The sequence below is a fragment of the Bradyrhizobium sp. ISRA464 genome, assembly GCF_029910095.1.
Lineage (GTDB): Bacteria > Pseudomonadota > Alphaproteobacteria > Rhizobiales > Xanthobacteraceae > Bradyrhizobium.
The window spans coordinates 7,658,986-7,677,034 of the sequence record NZ_CP094526.1; the positions used below are offsets into that span (position 1 = coordinate 7,658,986).

The following is an 18,049-nucleotide window of genomic DNA, read 5'->3' on the forward strand; positions in this document are numbered from 1 at the left end:
TCACGCTGACCTACATCGTGCACATGAAGGATGCCCTTCGGGGCATCGCTCCCTGGCGTCAAGTCTCATCATGTTGAGGCGCGCGCGGCCTGGGGTGGGCGACGAACGCGTCGATGCGCACCGCCCTGGCCGTCGCCTGCAATCTAACCGCGAATCGTCCCCCGACGCCCGTTTTCGGTGTAAGCTGGAACCGATGGAATCACCAAGGGATCGAATTCCTAGGCGGGGGCGGCAGCCAGCGTGAGCTTGATCAGCAAATGGCGGCGGCCGGTTATCTTGCCGGCCATGCCAGAACGTCGGCTTACAGCCGGCAAGAATACCGTCACACAGACTGTCTTCCCGCGGGCGACGGTTTCGGCCCTGTTCTTCGATTCCCAGTACAGCGGCCACGACCTGATCAGGCTCGACTTGGCGCCGCCGTTCAACGAGATGCTGATCCGCCTGCCGAGGGCGCACCGGGTCGATAGTCCCCTGCCGGTCCTGACCGCGCTCGATCCCGATCAATACAACAATGCCACGACGACGCTCGAGCTAAAATGGGATCGCCACGGTGCCCTGGAAAACTGGGCGGACACCCCCGAGAAGGTCCTGGCATCCTGGCGCAACAAATTCACCTTCGCGATCGAAGACCTGGAAACCAATGCGCCGGGACTTCGCTTGCCACAGATCGGCGCCCTCCATGCGATCGCCGCCCACTTCTCCGTGGGGTCAGATTTCGAGCCGGCGACGGTTGTCTTGCCAACCGGCACTGGCAAGACCGAAACCATGCTCGCGAGCCTCGTCTACAGCCGTGAACGCAGGGTGCTGGTGCTTGTGCCGAGCTCGGTGCTGCGCAACCAGATCGCGGGGAAATTCTCTACGCTGGGTGTCTTGCCGGCAGCCGGCGCCATCCCCATCGAGCTGGCCCGGCCGTTGGTAGCCAAGATCACGAAGGGCATAGAGAACGCGGCAGCCGCCAGTCGCATCATCGAAACGTCAAACGTCATCGTTGCCACGCCAGATATCCTGAAAGCATCCGCGCCTGCGGCACTGGAACGGCTCCTCAAGGGTTGTTCAACGCTCTTCGTGGATGAGGCTCACCACATCACCGCCACGACCTGGAAGGAAGTGCGGGACAAGTTCGAAACGAAGAAGATCCTACAGTTCACGGCGACACCCTTCCGCCGCGATGAGCGGAAGGTCGACGGCAAGATCATCTTCAACTTCAAGCTCGGTGACGCCCAGCAAGCCGGTTACTACAGGCCGATCAACCTCCGCAGCATCGAGGAATTCGGCGACAAGGAGGCACGGGACCGCAGAATCGCAGCAGAGGCGGTTGCGGTGCTGCGACGCGACCGCAACGAGCAGGACCGCGATCATCTCCTGATGGCCAGGACCCGCAGCAAGGAGCGCGCGCAAGAGGTCTGGCGCGAGTACAAAAAGCTGGCTCCTGAGATGAAGCCGGTCCTGGTGTATTCAGGGCCAAACCGCAAGGCCGCGAACGCGAAGTCCATGGCGCAACTCTATGATCGCGGCCCGAACGGCGCGCGCATCGTAGTTTGCGTCGACATGCTCGGAGAAGGCGTCGACCTGCCGAACTTGAAGATCGCCGCGCTCCACGACACACATAAGTCCTTGGCGGTCACGCTTCAGTTTATCGGCCGCATCACGCGGAAGGGTGATGCCTCGATCGGTGAAGCCACGGTCGTCACAAATATCGCCGACCCCGAGGCCGAAAAGAAGCTCGGCAGCCTGTACGCCGAAGGGGCGGATTGGGACAAGATCATCCGTCGCCTCAGCGAGGAACGGATCGAGCAGGAACTGCGCCTGCAAGACATGGTCGCTGGCCTGAAAGGCAAAGGCACGCTGCATGCGCAGATTTCGCTCTGGAACCTGCGCCCGCGCCTGTCGACCCAGATTTATCGCACTTCGTGCGCCACGTGGTTTCCCACTGAGTACATCAAGGTACTTAAGGCCAAAGACCAGACCCGGTACGCGCTGGACGAAACCCAGAATTTGTTTGTAGGCTTGGTCTACCGCGAAGATTCGGTGGACTGGGGTGACTTCCAGTCGCTGGACGACACGAGCCACCACCTGCTCGTAATGTGGTGGGACAAACAAAACGGCGCCCTGTTCATTTATGCTAGTGACTACGATGCGTTGCGCACCGAGCAGCTGGCAAACCACGTAACGGGGGACAAGGCCCGCTTATTGTCGGGCACGCCCATTTTCCAAATCCTGAACAACGTCGAATTACCTCTCGCCAAAAGCTTGGGGTCATCGCGCGTCGGCGCCATCAGCTTCACGTCCTATTTCGGTCCGAACGTCACTGAAGGCCTAGCCAGTATCGAGAAAGCAGAGTCCGAGCTGAACAATATTGCCTGCCTCGGCTATGAGGATGGCGAGCGGGTTCTGTGGGGTGGCGCCAAGCGCAAGGGCAAGGTCTGGGAGCAAAATGCCGGGACGCTCGCGGAATGGGTCGCCTGGTGCGCCCGCACCTGGAAGAAGGTGTCGAAGGAGGAAGCGGCCGCGCCGAACATCACGCGCGACTTCCTCCGGCCCATCCGTCTCACCGCGGCACATAGCTCGCACCCCATCGGCGTCGAGTGGGGCGAGCATGCGCAGACCATGCACGCCGACCAGTATGTAGTGTTTGGCAGCACACCGGTCGCGCTCTATCTCGTTGATCTTGAGATCGCGGCGGTCAATACAGATGGATCAATCGATATCCGGCTTTCTGGCGACGCTCTGAGCGCGACCTATCGGCTCGCCATATCCGGCACACTCCAAGCCGGCTATTGCCATACCAAGGTCGCCGGTCCAGACGTGCAGTTCAAAAAGTCAAACGGCGTGGTCGTTCCGCTGCCCGACCACCTTGTCGTTGACCCTCTGATCGTCCGCTATGCCGACGGCACTTATACCAATCCTCAAATTGATCGACCGATGTAGGCCCAATCGCGGAGCGCGATTGACATGATCTTCCACGGCTGATCGATGAGAGTGTTCCAGGCGTAACAGCAGTGATCGACGATGTTGTCATAGGATTTGAAGACGCGGTTTGACAGCCAATTTTGGCGCATGAACTGCCAGATATTCTCCTGGCTGTTCAGCTCGGGCGAACGCGGCGGCAACGGCATCAGCGAGATGTTGTGCGGGATCTTCAGCTCCTTCGCTCCGTGCCACCCGGCCTGATCGAGGATGACGATGGCGTGGGCGCCAGGGCTGACCTTGCTTGCGATTTCGTTGAGATGAAGCTGCATGGCCTCGCTGTTGCAGAAGGGCAGAACCAGTGCCGCGCCGGTTCCGAGCTCCGGGCACACGGCACCGAACAGGTAGGTCGATTGCGTGCGCTGGTCGTGAGCGGCCCGCGGCCGCGATCCCTTTCTAGCCCAGCGATAGGTGAGCTTGTTCTTCTGCCCCACCCGCATCTCATCCTGAAACCACACCTCTACCGGCGTGTCCGGCGCAAGGCTGCTGCGGATTTCCTCCACGCGAGCGTGGAATTTTTTTTAAATGCCTCGATCGCCTCGGGATCCTGCTTGTACGCTCTCGGCCGCGCGCTGACGTGTGAGAAGCCGAGGTCCTTGAGGGCTCGATAGACCGTATCGTCTGACACCGAGATGCCGAACTCCTCATGCAGCCGCATGATCAGGTCACAGGCCCGCCAGCGCACCACGCCATGGATGGGCGGGGTCGGCCCTTCGTCCACGATCCGCGCCAGAAACGCCCGGTGCTCCGTGTTGAGCTTCGCCGGCGCGCCTGGCGCGGGAACATTGATCAGACCATCAGGCCCTTGCTCGTTGAATCGGATCACCCAGTCGCGAAGCGTCTGCCGGTCCATCCCGCCGACCTTGGCGGCCTCCGCCCGCGATGCGCCATCGAGCACCGCAGCGATCGCCAGAAGGCGCCGGACCTGATCGCTGTCCTTCGCCCGCCGCGCCAGCCGGCGCAGCTCAACCGCTGCAAAATCCGTTCGAACCGCAATCGGCTGGCCCATGGCAACTCCCTCCAGTTGCCATGTTGAATCATCGATCCTCTGATTTGGGAATGCCCGCCGTGAGTCAGCACCTCAGCGGATTGGTATTATTCCTACAACTGCTATCACATCCCAGCCAATCTGGACGCGGGCAAATTCCCGGTTGCGCGGCTCGAATCCTGGTCGTGGAGGGGAATCCCGCTGAACCGCGAATCGATGGGCAAGGCCAGAGCGAAAGATACGATCCAGTACAAGGCCTATCAGCAACTGCAAGCCGAGTTCGATTTGGTGTTCAATGACGATGGATCAGGTGAAGCTGCCGATCTGGTGGGCCTTAAGGACATCGACGAGCAGACCATCGCCCTCTGCCTCGTCCATTGCAAAAATGCCCACGGAGGCGACGTCTCTGCGGATATCCGCAACTTCTACACGCTATGCGGACAGGCGCAGAAATCGGTCAGCGTCAAGCATCGCGGCATGTCGCGCCTGTATAACGACCTCAAGCGCCGGCATGATCTTTGGATGAAGGGTGGCAGCTCCCGCTTCCTGAAGGGCGACATCAAGCAGCTGGCGTATTTCCGCGATAAATCGAGGCGCGCCGCGATCAACTTCGAGGTCATCATCATCCAGCCCGGCGCCTCGATCGCAACCATCAACGAAGACGCACTGAAGCTTCTCGCGACCACCGAGGTTTATCTCAAGAAAACCGCCGCCGCGGGCTTTCGCGTCATCCTGTCAGCTTAGGCCTTCAGCGCCAGCTCTTCACAAAGAACCGCATGTTGTCGTTGCCAACGATGCAAACGATCGCCCAAGAAACGCAAGAACGGCAGATGCATTGTTTGTGACGACAATTCCAGATCAGTTCCGATAACAGCCACCACCACTGCCACGTCTGTGTTTCGCCGGCGGACATCTGTGAACGACATCAAACTGGCGCCGCCATCTCCAAATACCGGCAAAAGGCATTGGCGAGCTGCATCTGCCTTGGGGTCCGGCACTCCGCTTCAAAGACACGTGGCGAAGCAACCATCACGCAGATGCACTTCGCACGTGATGTTGCCACGTTCAAGCGATTGGCGCTGTAGAGGAATTCCATGCCGCGCGGCGCATCGAGGTGGCTCGAGGTCGTGACGGAATAAATGACGATCGGAGCCTCCTGCCCCTGAAACTTGTCGACCGTTCCCACACGCCCACCCGGGATGCGCTCCTGCAATTCAAAGACCTGGGCGTTGTAGGGCGCGATGATCAAAATGTCATCCAGTTTGATGGCAGCCTCGACGTCGTCCCGGTTCACCCAAGTTGTGGCACTTCCCAGGATGTTCGTCACGAGGTCACGAACGGCATCGGCTTCTTCCTGCGACGAACTTTGGTTGCCGGAATGCTCAATCGGGAGGTAGCGAAGGCCTGCTCCCCTGAGCTTTCCTGTTGACTTGACCTGCTGCTTCTCAAGACCAGGCCGCGAAAACAGCCTGCTCTCGTAGAAGAGCTCCGAATTGAAGGCGCAGATTGTCGGATGCAGCCGCCAGGTTTCCGGGAGGAACAGGCCGCGATCGGCAGGAATCGTGGCATGCGGTCCAAGGATATGGTCCAGCGCCGAGGCATCGGCGCCATCCGGATGGCTTCCCTGAATGGGTTGTTTGAGCTGGCGGGGATCACCGAGAAGCACGACACTTTTGGCCGATTGCGAGACCGCGAGCACATTTGCCAGGGACATCTGGGCCGCTTCATCGATGAAGAGCACATCAACGCATTGCGAAGCGTCCGGCCTGGCCCAGAACCAGGCTGTTGCTCCGCCCACTTGAGCGGTGCCGCCCAGCGCGTCGAGAAATTCACCGTTGTCCTTGGTGAAGTTCAGGCTGGGCAGATCGTCCTCATCGTCAGAAACCTTCTGCACGCAATGGATGGCTCGCCGCTCCTCACCCGCGGCTTTGATCACCTCGTCCAGCAGATTGCGAATGACCTTGTGACTGTTTGCAGTGATCCCGATCGTCTTTCCCTGTTTCGCCAGGCCGCAGATCATCCGGGCGCCTGTAAAGGTCTTTCCAGCACCAGGCGGGCCTTGCAGCGGGAACACGCTCCGATCGAGCGTGAGCGCCACACGAATAGCGGCGGCAAGACTGGCTTCGCCTTCCTGCTGCGGTGGCAGTCCCTGCAGACGTGGCGCTACGGCCAAGACCAAGTCGCGGGCCGCCCGATAGTCGCCATCCGCCTCGATGCCGTGCTCGGCCACATGCTCGCCAAGCCGCATCACGGCGTCTGCCAGTACCTGAGTATCGACAGAACTATGAGCAAAGACCGCTGGCGGATGAACGTCCGCGGTATCCTTGCGCTTCTTGATGTCGATCGTTCTGGCCTCAAGTGATACGGCTATGACTTTGCCGAACTTGTCACCCCCGACGGTGTGGAGGTCATCCCCAGTGCGAATATCGGTATCCTGTGGGGCAAACCGGTAACGATGGGTGGGCACCTTTCCCTTCCCGGGCACCTCTTCCAGAAAGACGATGTCGGCGAGGCCGCTGCGCTCATGGAGGAGATCGTCGGCAGACAGGTCGCGCAGCCTGAAGTATTCCCACCAGACGGCCTTCTTCTCGCGGCCGTGCCAATCCAGCATGGAAGCAAGAAGCCATCGCCCCTTCTGCTCGTCCGTGCGTTCGTTGGCGTCGTCAGGCACGCCCTCAAGGAGGCGAGCCGAAAGTGCTGCCACCTTCTGCTGCCAGGCGGTCAGCTCCTCGCTCAGTTCAACCACCACCGCGGTAGGCCGGGCGATTGTCGCCCCGTTTGCGATCTGGTCGGCTCGAAGGGCCTCAAGCCAACGCCGCAGCGCCTCCGTGGAGGCGCAATCGTCATTGTTATAGCCTTTGACAGCCGCCTTATCGTCCTCCGGAATGCCCTCGGGGTCGGCCATCTCCAGCCGCGCCTGGGTTCTCGCCATCACGACCCCGACCTCCTCCAGAGGGACCGATCGATTGAATCCGTAGAGCGGCTCGAGCTTCTTGATGGAGTAGCTTTCCACGCTGGCGCGGATCGCGTGGCGAACCACTGCATAGAGATCAACGAATACCTCTCCACGGAGAAGGTTGTCGACGTCATTCTCTCGCGTCGCATACCGTCCCATCAACCGCTTCAGCGCAGCAGGCTCGTAGGGAGCGAAGTGATAGATGTGAAGGTTCGGATGGGTTTTCTGCCGTTCGACGACGAAATCAATGAACCGCTCGAACGCAGCCCTCTCCTCATGGCGCGTGGACGCCCAGTCGCCGGTATATTGCCAGACCCCGCCGTCATCGGCGTAGAGGTAGCCGAACAGGAACTCGAGCCCACCATCACCGACAAACGGATCTCCCTCGAAATCGAAAAAGATGTCACCCGCTGACGGTTCGGGTAAACGAAATAGCCCAAAACCCGGCTCGAGCGGCAGGACCTCGTGCAGCATCGTGTCTGCGGTCCGACCTTCGACCTGAATCCGTGCCTGTTCGCGAACCCTCTCGTAGCTGCTCGCGGCCCCGCGATCGGGTCGCCACGGCAGAGGGATGGGCATGGCCGCGAGCGCCGACATCGTGTCGACGCCGCGCCTCTCTAATTCGCCGATCTGGGACTTGCTGATACCAGCGACGAGGGACATGTGGTCATCCGCTCGCCTCTTTTCTTCGCAATGCCGACGCCACCTGCAAACGTCACAATGATCGATCGGCTCGGGATAGGGGGCCGACGCTAGTGCCGGCCGGTCCCGCGATCGCTCGCTCCAAACTGCCTCTCACATGGCGATAGTAGGCTGCATAGTCGGCGATCCGGTACGCTTCCGGTTCGAAGTTCGTCCCAGGTGTCACGACATGGGCTGCAACAGGCGCTACGCCCTGTATGTTCGACAGCATGTCGGAGTAGAGGCTGATCTGAAGGACCGTGTTGCCCTTGGTCTCCCGGGCCAGCTTCGTATCGGTAACCTCATAAGACCACGCACCTAACTGACTTGGTTTCTCCACGCGAAGCAAAATGTCGGCCCGCCCGTTCCAGAGGCCGACCTGGAGTGCTCCTTGAGCGATAACCGCATCGCCCCGCGCCATCGCCTCACGCGTGGCTGCCACTGCCGTACCGTCGACACCGATCCCGCCGATCTGCGTGACCGCGAGCCCTCCCGATTTCAAATGATCTATATAGCCCTGCTCATGCTCAGCACCACGCGCGGCCAGTGCTTCGAGGACGGGATCCCAGATCTTTGGCTTGGCCAACTCGCCGTTAGCGACCTTGAGGTCGAGATTGGTCAGATAATGGCAATTCAGGTGCCCGACGAGGTCGCCCGCACTAAGGTTGATTTTGGCGCCGATCTTCTGCATTTTCCCCGCCAAATGCTGACGCTGCATCACAGCTCGCTTGCAATCTCCGGTATATTGTCTATTTCCACGCCGTTTTGTCTAGCCCACAGAGATCGCGCCAGCGTCGCCGGCACCTGCTCCCGGAATTTACCGGCGGCGATGTTCTCGACAAAGGCAGAGACGTCAATCGCACTGGCGCGATCGAGTTGACCTAGCCCTCGCAACTTCGGCAAAGCCTCAGCTGCGCTTGTCTTGGCAAGCGTCAGACCGAGGTCATGGACTTGCCCCGGCAGTCCCGTCATGGCCGCCGCGGCTCCAAACACGGCGGTTGCCTGGGAGCCCCGCCAGAGGAACAGGTGCAGATCACGCTCTTCTTCGACGACCCTTCGCTTTTCGAGGTCAAGCTCACGGAACGTTTCTCGCCCCTCAGCCAAGAGCTCCCGCGCCTTATCGTCGAGATATGGTGGCTCGTCAGTGGACAGATAGACATTACGCATCTCGGCAGCCAGCCGGTCATGCAGGCGCTCGCCGTCGGCACGTTCAAACCGGGGTACGACGCCTCCCGGATGCGGGGCCACGAAGAGGGTGTTGGTCCTTTCGTCGACATCGTTGATGATCCATCTACGGCCCGCAAACACCACAAGACCGTCTTTATGGACCGGGAAAGATATTGGCAGCGTACCGAGGGTCTTGCCCTCGATTGTCAAGCGCCACTCTTCTGCTGACTCGAACACAGCAAAGAAACTTCGGGATTGAACCGTCTGCTCGCCCTTCTCTGCGAGCATGATCAGGCCATCACCCGATTGCTCAATGAAGCGGATCGTGTCGGAAGCGAGATGACGAAGGAGATCTGCAAATTCTCGGGTCGAGATGGCGGCGAAAGGCCCCGCCCCGCACAAGAGATCGTAGAGTGGCCGCGCCCTGATCCCACCCCGTTCAGCGATGACAGAGAGGATCTGGTGGATCAAGGTTGAAGCGACCTCCGGCACCTGGCCGGCCGGCTCGACGAATTTTTGCAGCAGCAGCCGAATGACGGCGACCGAGCGGATGGTATTCGGCCTGAGCCGGTCGATCACGCCGGAACGTTGATCAATGTTCGGCTCACGCACATAGACACGAAGGACCGACGGTACGCCTTTCCGCCGGCCCGTTCTACCGAGCCTCTGCTTCAGCGACGAAAGCGAGCGAGGTGCCCCGATTTGAGCAACCGATTTGACCGATCCTATATCGACACCCAGCTCTAGGGTCGAGGTACAGATCGCGGTCGTCGGCAATTTTCCATCCTTAAGTCGATCCTCCAGCTCTTCCCGAAGGGTCTTGGAAAGACTGCCGTGATGGGGAAAGAACTCGTTCGGCACATCTGCCTTGTCCGACCTCCTGCGCAGGCGATCGGCAGTGGACTCGACGGTACGCCGTGAACCTCCGAAGACGAGGTTGTTTGAAGTTCGCAGGGTCTTGAACAAATGGTCCGCGATATCGTCGAGTGCGATCCTGCGCGGCATTTCTTCGACGTCCGTTCCTCCTTCGGCGTGATCGGGATCATCAAGCTCGGGTGGCTCGACATAGCCACGGATCTGCAGCTTGAGTTCGGGAGAATCAGACTTCGCTTCTAATATCCGGACAGTCTCCGGCGAGGTTGGACGGAGCCATGCTGCCGCCTGAAACAAATCGCCGATGGTTGCGGACAGGCCGACGCGCCGCGCCGGCCGCTGGGACATGGCATCGATGCGGCGCAGCAGGCTTGCGAGATGGAGGCCGCGCGGTCCCTGAAGGAACGAATGGACCTCGTCGATGACGATGAAGTCAGCCGACGACAGCAGACGTTTTGCATCGGCCGGACGCCGGGCGAGCATCGCCTCGATCGATTCCGGCGTGATGAGCGCGATCCCTTGCGGCTTGGAAAGGGCCCGCTTCTTGTCTCCCTGAGGAGCATCGCCGTGCCATTTGACGACAGGGATCTCCATGTTCTCGCAGAGTCCCTCGAGACGTTTTAACTGATCGTTGATTAGGGCCTTCAGCGGACTGATATACAGGATCGAGAATCCAAACTCTTTCCTGTCAGCGATCGCGGTCAGGATCGGCAGAAAGGCCGCTTCTGTCTTCCCCGCAGCAGTTGTTGCAGCAATTAGAACGTCGCGGTCATCGTCGAGAACGGCAAAGATTGTGCGCGCCTGAATCTCGCGCAGCTCATCCCATCCCTGATCGTGAATCCATCGGCGGATGGCCCCGTGCAGTTTGTGGTAGGCCCCCTCAAGAGTTGAGTCGGAGGCTGGTGAGCTCATCGCCGTCTCCACTCTCTTCGCTCGATGCCGTATCGTCCGGAGCATCCGGGGCAATCGGTATGCGATCAAGCAACTCCTGCCACTTGACGCCGGGGTTCTGTTCAAGGACAGCGAGCATCTGCACGAATGCTTTCACGGTCGAACGAGGCGTCCGAAAATAGGACTCCCCGATCTTGCGGTTGCAATACTCCATGAACGCGGTCAACGCTTCGTCCGGCACCAGGAATTTCGCGGGATCTCCGCTTGCGAAGACCAACCTGATGTTGGTGAGGAGAACGAAGAGATCTTCTGGCGTCAGGCTCTGCAGCTGGATCACTGGACCAGAAAAATCAACAAGCCCGCCGCTCGCAAAGCTGTTTTCCGCCAACCTGGACTGCAGGGCCTCATAGCTAAACACACCTCGGCGCGTGTCCAGCAGGAAGTCGGGCGTACCGCACATGATGAAGCCTATTCCTGAGGTCATGCCTTGGAGCGAGTCGTTCACTATGTCGAGAAGCTGTTCATAGTTCTGCTTGCGGGACTGGGAATTCTGAAGCTTGTAGATATGAGCCATCTCGTCAAACATGACCAAAAGGCCACTATAACCTGCAATCCGCACCAGGCAGCCGAGACATTTCAGCGATTCATAGACATTTTCGTCGTCGATGATGCTTCTGACACCGAGGTCCTTTTTGGCATCCGTTTTGGTTGAATACTCCGCGCGGAGCCAACGAATAGCGCATTCTTTCATGGCCTCGTTGGCCTCTTCGCTTCCTCGCCAATAGGCCTTCAATACCGTAGCGAAATCGTAGCCACCTGAGAATTGGGTAATCGCCTCGAGCTTCTGGTCGATAAGGCCTTCAACTGTGACGCCCTTCTCGCCAGCTTCCTTCACCGCATCCATCACCAGACGCTCGGTGATACTTTGCAGCGCACCACCTTCAGGCTTATTGCGGGTCGCCATGTTGTTCACAGCTTCCGCATAGAGCGCGCGCGCCTGACCGGCGCTTGCATGAATGCGCCGATTGGGCGACAGGTCGGCATGCATCGTCACGCAGCGCTTCTCTAATGCGATGAGGCGCACGACGCCGGCGAAGAACGTCTTGCCGGCGCCGTAGTCACCGATCACGAAACGGACGGCGGCTCCCCCATCCGCGATACGATCGATGTCGCGCACCAGTGCACCGATTTCGCCCGCGCGGCCGACTTGGATGTGGGGCAGGCCGAGACGTGGAACGACACCAGCGGACAGAGCCTGTATGATCGTGTCCCGCTCTCTGGGCTTAATCGGCTTCTTGTTCATGCAGCCTTGTCTTTCATCTCCGAGAGGCGTCCACGGAGGTGCGGCGCTAGCACCACGACGTCGCCATCTTCAATCAACGCATCATCGAAACGATCAAAAGACCAGTCGTTGATTCGCTCGATAGCCCCATCCGGAAGCAGTCCGATGTCTCTCGCATGGCGATCGAACTCGGATCGTGGCATCGATCCGCGCTGTTCAAGCAGCTGAACGAGCTCAGTATACGGTCTGTCCAATCCTTCCCAGGTAAGCATCAGGCTTGGGAGGCGATGGTTCTGCCACATCCTCGCTGAAAATATCGGACAGGAGCCCTGCGACAGCTTCGGTCTCTCGACGTGTGCGGGCAAGCTTGGCGGCATCGATCTTGATACCAGCGCCGCCTATCTGTTCCGCCGGCTTGGCGGGATCCTTCGGGATCGGGATGCCAGCGGCGCGCGCCTCGTCGCTGATCGAGACTGGCTCATCAACCCGCTCGGCGGCCGCCCGATGAAGGCTCTGATAGACCGCCTCGCTTGGAAGGCCGAGGGATTTGTGCAGCCGTTCCAGGAATTTGACTTCGCCGATGTCGATACTCGCGCCGCCGCCCACAACCGCGACAGCCGCGTCCGCGATTGCCCGACGTTCGACCTCCCCGACCTCCTGCAGCTTGCGAAAGACGCGCGCCTGCTTGGGAGGACTGTTAAACGTCGTGACGGCAAACGCGATCAGACGTGCCTGCTCCACGCCGGACAAGTCCGGTGTGGCCCGAATTCGGCTGATGGTACGCTGGAGCTCTTCATAGCAAGCGTCTCCATCGGAGCCGGCTGCCAGCACCGCGACTTCGACCTGGGTTCTTGCCGCTCGAAACGCTGGCCGAGAGGGATCGACAGGGCCACCATTCGCGGCCCTGAAAATAAAGACCTGTTCGTCGGCCCGAGGAACACTGCTGCCGTATCTAGGGTCCGGTTCGAGCGCCACGTCGATCACATCCAACGCTCGTCCTAACTCTTCAGCAGCAGCTGTGGGGATCTTTCCGCTGCTGGCGACGTCAAAGCCCGCCATCTCGAAGATCATCTGAGCCGTGGTGCTCGCGCGGCCCTGGGCTCCCAGTGCCGTCTCGACCTGTCGACGAAAATCATCGATCGCCGCTGAACCCGACTGTTGCCAAATATCGGGGGGTAACAGTCCCGCAGCCACGACGGAATTGCGGAGGTTTGGTTTGCGCCCGACGAAGCGGCTGAATCCATCGAGCTCGGCTGTGCAGTCCTCGACCAGGGTTCGCAAGGCATCGAGTTGCTTCGTAAGGCCGGACACGTCAGGATACTGTTCGTGCGGTCCGTGAACATCGACGGTGAATGCGCCACTGGCAGCGCGATATTGCAGCGAGATCCGCTTGTTCGTCCGTATGGAAAGACCGCTCGGATATTGCTGAGCAAAGCGCTTCGTCCACAGAGTGACAAACTCGTCAAAGCATCGCACCGCGGGCGTTCTGAGATGAGTGTCCGGCATGGCCAGAACCCACCGCAGAGCGTCATCTGCCGACGATAAGACCGGTGCCTCCAACAGTCTTTGACCGAGATACAACCGCGTCGCGAGGTCCATTTCGGAGTTCGCGGCACGCTCCGCTGACAGTGCAGGCAAATCGATAGGCGCTGCCAATTGAACGTTAGCAATATTGAGAAAGTGGTTGGCGTAATGGTGAAACGACCCGTTCGTACCGTAGATCGCGAGAAGCCTCTTGACCTCGCCGATCAGTGACGCAGCGTCATCGCCCCGCTCGACGAACATACGATGCTCGAGCCCATAGAAAAACATGAAGATGAGCCCAATGCCGTAAGCAGGATCCCGCCTACCTCCGAGCATCCACTCAAGGAATGCCCGACGGGCGGCCGGATCCATCTCCGCGTAGGAAGGCCAATATGGCATCGAGCTTCCATCAATATCCGCGCGCTGGGCTCGAGCAGACAGATTGGGATTGATCGCGTATTGTACGGTCACACCGCCGGGCACGGCGAGGCAATCACCAAGGTAGAAAAGGCCGCCCGTGATCTCCACCTTTCCAAAGGTCACTCGCTCGTTGGCGTGCACCCATCGGGCCAGCGCACTGCCCTGCCGAGAGGGACTGCCTCCAGCTAGCAAAGGGCGAATGTCGTTCTTGAAGGTTGGCTCGCGTGCAGGCGGTCTCGGCGGCGCCTCGCGCCGGGTGGCCCAAAAGAGAGCGCGCAGCAGAAGATAGAGGCCACCGCAGACGATGGCGGCTGCTCCGATCACAGCGGCGTTCTCGACGACAAAGTGGTAGATCGCGACGGTAGCAGCGATCATCGCCCCGACGATAAGCAATGCGGCCTCGCCGCCCTTTGTCGATTTTCCCCGCCGCCGACCCATGCCATTTATCAACCGAGCGTTCCAACGCTCGTTCAGCTCCCTGACTGACCTTCGCATGCCGCACAACTAGCGGTAAACAATCTTGCGAGTTCCCTACCTATATACCGCTGCCCTCGTTGGAGGAGCAAGTCGCTTGCTCACGAACGGTCAAAACGCTGTCGGCTGGATTCACGCTGCGAACGGGCGCCCGACCGACGACTGGCGTGGGTGGCTTAGCATCAAAGAGCTCGAGACGAAGTTCTTCGAATAGTTGACGGCTGGGGCCACAAGCGCGCGTCTCCGTTAGGCTCGTCACGGACCGAGAGCTATGATTTTCCTCAATGCGCCTTGCTCTCGATGGTCCCTTCGAAGAGGCATTTGCGCAGTCGAACTACCAATCGGCGGTCACCCGAGCGGATTTCTCGTAAGGATCGTAGCAAGCTGTCCGATCACAGAAGCAGCCTTTTCCTCGCGGCCAAAAGCATTTCCGGCGGAATCTTGTGGACGTTGACGATGCGTGCTTTCTCACACTGGAAAGCGGTCCCTGGCGCGTCAGGATCATCTTCGACCACGCACTCGACTTCAACTTCATAAATGCGCGGATATTCGTGGTGAGCTGCCCAAATTGCAGCTTGGTCAAATAGCTTCACCATGTAGATGCGATCGTTCCGACGGATATCTGGCGAAACATCGCCATTTTGCGGTACGTCGGTCACCGACGGCGGCAAAATATACTCGCCCATCTGTAGGCCGAAGTTGCCGCCATGGAAGTAGCGTGGTGGCTTCTTACAAGGAAGCAATCCCTTGGCGGCGAGACGCCTGCGTTTCCTTTTCCCCATTCTTTCGTTCATGGCCCCGCCGACCGACTTTCTTCTTCCCCGGTTCGAAACATACAGCACTGGCGAGAACGCCGACTACGGCACGTTGCTGACCGCGGTACGAAAATCAGCGTCGCGCGATCAGCGCTCTCGGCGTCGGTCCCGCACCGAGCGGCAATCGAGTCGCCCCCAGGTCGTCCAGTCGAATTAGGTCTCTCCCTCGGCATCGTGAAGGACAATGGATGGGGCACGCATGACGCGAGCCTACCCTTAACCTCGCGGTAGATCTCTCCGAGATTTCGGGTCAGAGCCGGGTTCGATTCCGATCAGGGCGATTGTGAAGTCCGGAACGGCATAAGCGTGCCCGCTGCGGGAAGCCTGCTGTTTTATTTTTGTCGGCGAATACCGCGCGTCATCCTGCTGGTATTTGTGCTGGTATCGGCAGCAATCGACGATAAAAGTGGCTTCAAATTCAAATGGTTATGGCTCTAGGCAATTATCGGCCAGGGGCACCAATCGTGCGTTGGCTTCCGTGTCCGTTCGCCAAACATGATAAGCCCTGCTCCGCGGCGATTGCGACTTCGCCGGCATTGCTGCGTGAGCCTCCTCCCGACATCAATCACGTTGCCGGTGACTTTCACGGGCTTGCGTCACGGGTCGACATTGGCGGCGGTCGGCGTCCCGAGGTGCCGCATCGCCGAGCCGCCGGCCCGGGGCAATTGCGTACCTTGCGCAGCGGTACCCACCAACGGATCGATCGCCATCAGCTGTGCCTCCAGCGTGATGACGGTCGATGCAAGTTTGTCGCGACGCTCTCTCAGATGCTTCGCCAAAGTTGGGTAGAAAACATCCGTCGCATCGACAGTGTGCGACCGCTGCTCCTCCTCCATGATGTCGGAGTTCAAGAGCTGAATTCTCCAATTGAGGTCTGCGATCAGCGCCTGCAACTGCAAGGAACCTGATATTCCAAAGCGGGACGTTTGCTGCATGACATTGCCTCGATGTGAAACAGACCCAACCCGGGTCGGCGAACAATCAGGCACTTAGCAAGGCCGATGCCAAAGGCGGCGCGGGTCGTGCCGGGCCTGAAGCGGGCGACGGACTTCGGCCTCATCGAAGCGATGCATCGGAACATCCCAATTGCGGCCGCCGCCGTGTCCGATAGCCTTGTCGTGTCTTTGGCGATCAGCTTGCAACCCGAAGGGGGGCCAACATGCCCGACGTTCTGATTGAGACAAGGGAGGGCTGGCTCGCCGGCCGAGGCGCCCAGTTCATGGCCGCTATTCAGGATGCGATCAGCGCAACGCTCCGGACGCCGGTGCACGACAAGATTCTTCGTCTTGTCCAGCATGCACGCGACGACTTCGCGATCCCCGATTGGGCCGGCGAGCGCTTCACCCATATCGAGATCACGATGTTTCCCGGCCGAACCGTCGCGACCAAGCGCGCGCTCTACAAGGCCATCGTGGAGAACCTGCAGCGGTTCGGCGTACCTGCAAATGACGTCAAGATCATCCTGATCGAGGTGCCGCGCGAAAATGTCGGGATGCGCGGCGGCCATGCCGCTTCCGATTTCGACATCGGATACGAGACGGCGGTTTAGCGCAAACACGGCCCATCGGGCCGTGGCCCGCGACGAAATCCCGAAGCTGCCGCCGGGCGTGACCGTGATCTATGCTCATCCGGTCGATGATGGCGAGGAACTGCGCGGCTACGACTATCCGCATCTCGCGCCCTTGCGCGCAAGCGACGCCGCGTGCCTGTGCAACGCTGATATCGCTGCCTTGCTCGATCAGCACGATGTCAGGCGCATCGGCCTTCGCGAGCTGCGCGACCTGCAGCGCGGGGGGCTAGATCATCGCGGCGACTTTTTCCAGTCCGATCAGGCGCGCAAGGGAGCGCACTTCGCTCTTCTGATCCTCACGAAGCTGGAACAGCAGCGGCATCGCGGCCGATTTCAGCTGCTGGACTTCCTCGGAGTCGGGATCGATCGGCACATTGTCCGATCCGGGCTGGCCTTGATGCTTGGCGTGGATCTTGCGGGCGACCGCGCGCAGCGCACTCTCGACTGCCGGCCAGTAGTATTCCTGGTCCGACGTCAGCCTGAGCCGCTCCTTGATCCCGGCGATCTGCGCATCGCTGAGCAGCGCGTAGTTCTTCTGTGGCGCCGGCTTGGCGGCCACCTTCGGTTTCGCCGGCGCAGCCGCAGGCTCGGCGGTCTTCGGCTCAGCGGTCCTGGACTCAGCGTTCTTGGACTCAGCGGTGTTCGGCTCGGCCGACTTGGCGGTCGAGTTGGGCTGGCCGACATCTGCCGGCTCGGTGATCCGCTTCGGCAGGTGAACATCGGTGGGTTCGACGGAGGCATAAGCCTGGCGCACCGTATCGGGCGCGCCCGGGATTGCGGCCTGCGCGCGCAACAGCAGCGGTGATGGCGCCGCGGGCGGCTGGGCCACCTGCGGCGGGTCAAAGGCGGCGGTAGCGAACGCAATCACCGCGAGCTTGTCCTGCTTGCTCGCCCGGTTGGCGACGGGAGCCGCGTCGGCCGCCGCTACGGCGGCAACCTCGGACGGTGCCGACGGCACACTGTCGCGGCCCAGGATCGCGGTAATTGCCGCGCCGGCGAGGAGGAAACTGGTCAGCGCGGCGACGGTGATGGCTCTGGTCAAAAATGTCTCCATGCCCGGCCGGTGTCGTCGCAGGGTGAACGCCAAATGCGGCCTTAGCGTGCCCCTACGGCGGCAAGGGGCTGCCACATTGGGTAAAATCGCGCCGAAGCGGCCCCGGAATCAGGCCGCGGCGGCAAGCTCATAGGCTTCCTGGATATCAGCCACGATCTCATGGGCCGTCCACAGGGCGCCCGGCTGGACCGAGCGCATGCTCACCGTCCAGTTGGTCCGGCGCGTCCGCGGCGTGCTGACAATGTCGAATTCGACCTGCCTGCACAGCGGATGCCGCTGCAGGGCATGGAAGACCCGGGTCCTGAGCTCGTCGAGTGTTGCCGGGGTCTTGGCAAAGAGCGCCTCAAAGGCCATGTCGCATTCCCATGATGCCGGGCGGCCGGCCGT

At 60.4% G+C, this 18,049-nt stretch carries 15 protein-coding genes; 3 read left to right on the plus strand and 12 right to left on the minus strand.

The window, feature by feature from the left end:
* Window positions 1-240: 240 nt before the first annotated feature.
* On the plus strand, window positions 241-2,928 hold the full coding sequence (locus MTX19_RS35435) for a DEAD/DEAH box helicase family protein (RefSeq protein ID WP_280981346.1): 2,688 nt from the start codon (window positions 241-243) through the stop codon (window positions 2,926-2,928).
* Here the strand turns inward: MTX19_RS35435 and MTX19_RS35440 are convergent.
* Window positions 2,907-3,976, minus strand: a protein-coding gene (locus MTX19_RS35440; RefSeq protein ID WP_280985649.1) for an IS630 family transposase whose coding sequence is annotated in 2 segments (ribosomal slippage) — window positions 2,907-3,446 and window positions 3,449-3,976 — 1,068 coding nt in all. Because the reading frame shifts where the segments join, the coding sequence is not laid out codon by codon here. The two genes, MTX19_RS35435 and MTX19_RS35440, sit on opposite strands and share 22 nt — an antisense overlap.
* Before the next feature lie 264 nt (window positions 3,977-4,240).
* On the opposite strand from MTX19_RS35440, the gene MTX19_RS35445 reads away from it, so the two are divergent.
* Window positions 4,241-4,699: a hypothetical protein gene (locus tag MTX19_RS35445; protein ID WP_280985708.1), complete on the plus strand. Its 459-nt coding sequence runs from the start codon at window positions 4,241-4,243 to the stop codon at window positions 4,697-4,699.
* Here MTX19_RS35445 and MTX19_RS35450 read toward each other — a convergent pair.
* From MTX19_RS35450 to MTX19_RS35490, 9 genes are all read right to left on the minus strand, one after another.
* Window positions 4,696-4,845 (minus strand): hypothetical protein, encoded by a 150-nt coding sequence (locus tag MTX19_RS35450; protein WP_280981348.1) that lies wholly within the window; start codon window positions 4,843-4,845, stop codon window positions 4,696-4,698. The genes MTX19_RS35445 and MTX19_RS35450 overlap by 4 nt on opposite strands.
* Window positions 4,846-4,880: 35 nt before the next feature.
* Entirely contained in the window at window positions 4,881-7,640 is a 2,760-nt protein-coding gene (locus MTX19_RS35455) for a TM0106 family RecB-like putative nuclease (RefSeq protein WP_280984989.1), read from the minus strand.
* Complete coding sequence (locus MTX19_RS35460; protein WP_280981349.1) at window positions 7,627-8,283, minus strand: hypothetical protein; 657 nt, start codon at window positions 8,281-8,283, stop codon at window positions 7,627-7,629. The genes MTX19_RS35455 and MTX19_RS35460 overlap by 14 nt, the downstream gene beginning before the upstream one ends.
* Before the next feature lie 26 nt (window positions 8,284-8,309).
* Window positions 8,310-10,544, minus strand: a complete 2,235-nt coding sequence (locus tag MTX19_RS35465; RefSeq protein ID WP_280981350.1) for a DEAD/DEAH box helicase — start codon at window positions 10,542-10,544, stop codon at window positions 8,310-8,312.
* Window positions 10,513-11,826, minus strand: coding sequence for an ATP-binding protein (locus tag MTX19_RS35470; RefSeq protein ID WP_280981351.1), 1,314 nt, complete (start codon window positions 11,824-11,826; stop codon window positions 10,513-10,515). The genes MTX19_RS35465 and MTX19_RS35470 overlap by 32 nt, the downstream gene beginning before the upstream one ends.
* On the minus strand, window positions 11,823-12,107 hold the full coding sequence (locus tag MTX19_RS35475; protein WP_348638247.1) for a tellurite resistance TerB C-terminal domain-containing protein: 285 nt from the start codon (window positions 12,105-12,107) through the stop codon (window positions 11,823-11,825). The genes MTX19_RS35470 and MTX19_RS35475 overlap by 4 nt, the downstream gene beginning before the upstream one ends.
* The gene (locus tag MTX19_RS35480) at window positions 12,040-14,187 is read right to left on the minus strand and encodes a TerB N-terminal domain-containing protein (RefSeq protein ID WP_280985709.1); all 2,148 of its coding nucleotides are present in this window, start codon (window positions 14,185-14,187) and stop codon (window positions 12,040-12,042) included. The genes MTX19_RS35475 and MTX19_RS35480 overlap by 68 nt, the downstream gene beginning before the upstream one ends.
* A 428-nt stretch (window positions 14,188-14,615) precedes the next feature.
* On the minus strand, window positions 14,616-15,017 hold the full coding sequence (locus tag MTX19_RS35485) for a hypothetical protein (protein WP_280981355.1): 402 nt from the start codon (window positions 15,015-15,017) through the stop codon (window positions 14,616-14,618).
* 617 nt (window positions 15,018-15,634) lie between these two features.
* Window positions 15,635-15,937, minus strand: coding sequence for a hypothetical protein (locus MTX19_RS35490; protein ID WP_280985710.1), 303 nt, complete (start codon window positions 15,935-15,937; stop codon window positions 15,635-15,637).
* Between the two features lie 260 nt (window positions 15,938-16,197).
* Between MTX19_RS35490 and MTX19_RS35495 the strand changes: the two genes are divergently transcribed.
* The gene (locus tag MTX19_RS35495) at window positions 16,198-16,587 is read left to right on the plus strand and encodes a tautomerase family protein (RefSeq protein WP_280981357.1); all 390 of its coding nucleotides are present in this window, start codon (window positions 16,198-16,200) and stop codon (window positions 16,585-16,587) included.
* Window positions 16,588-16,834: 247 nt separating this feature from the next.
* Here the strand turns inward: MTX19_RS35495 and MTX19_RS35500 are convergent, their stop codons facing one another.
* On the minus strand, window positions 16,835-17,650 hold the full coding sequence (locus MTX19_RS35500; protein ID WP_280985711.1) for a hypothetical protein: 816 nt from the start codon (window positions 17,648-17,650) through the stop codon (window positions 16,835-16,837).
* 120 nt (window positions 17,651-17,770) lie between these two features.
* Window positions 17,771-18,016 (minus strand): hypothetical protein, encoded by a 246-nt coding sequence (locus MTX19_RS35505; protein WP_280975622.1) that lies wholly within the window; start codon window positions 18,014-18,016, stop codon window positions 17,771-17,773.
* Window positions 18,017-18,049: the final 33 nt, after the last annotated feature.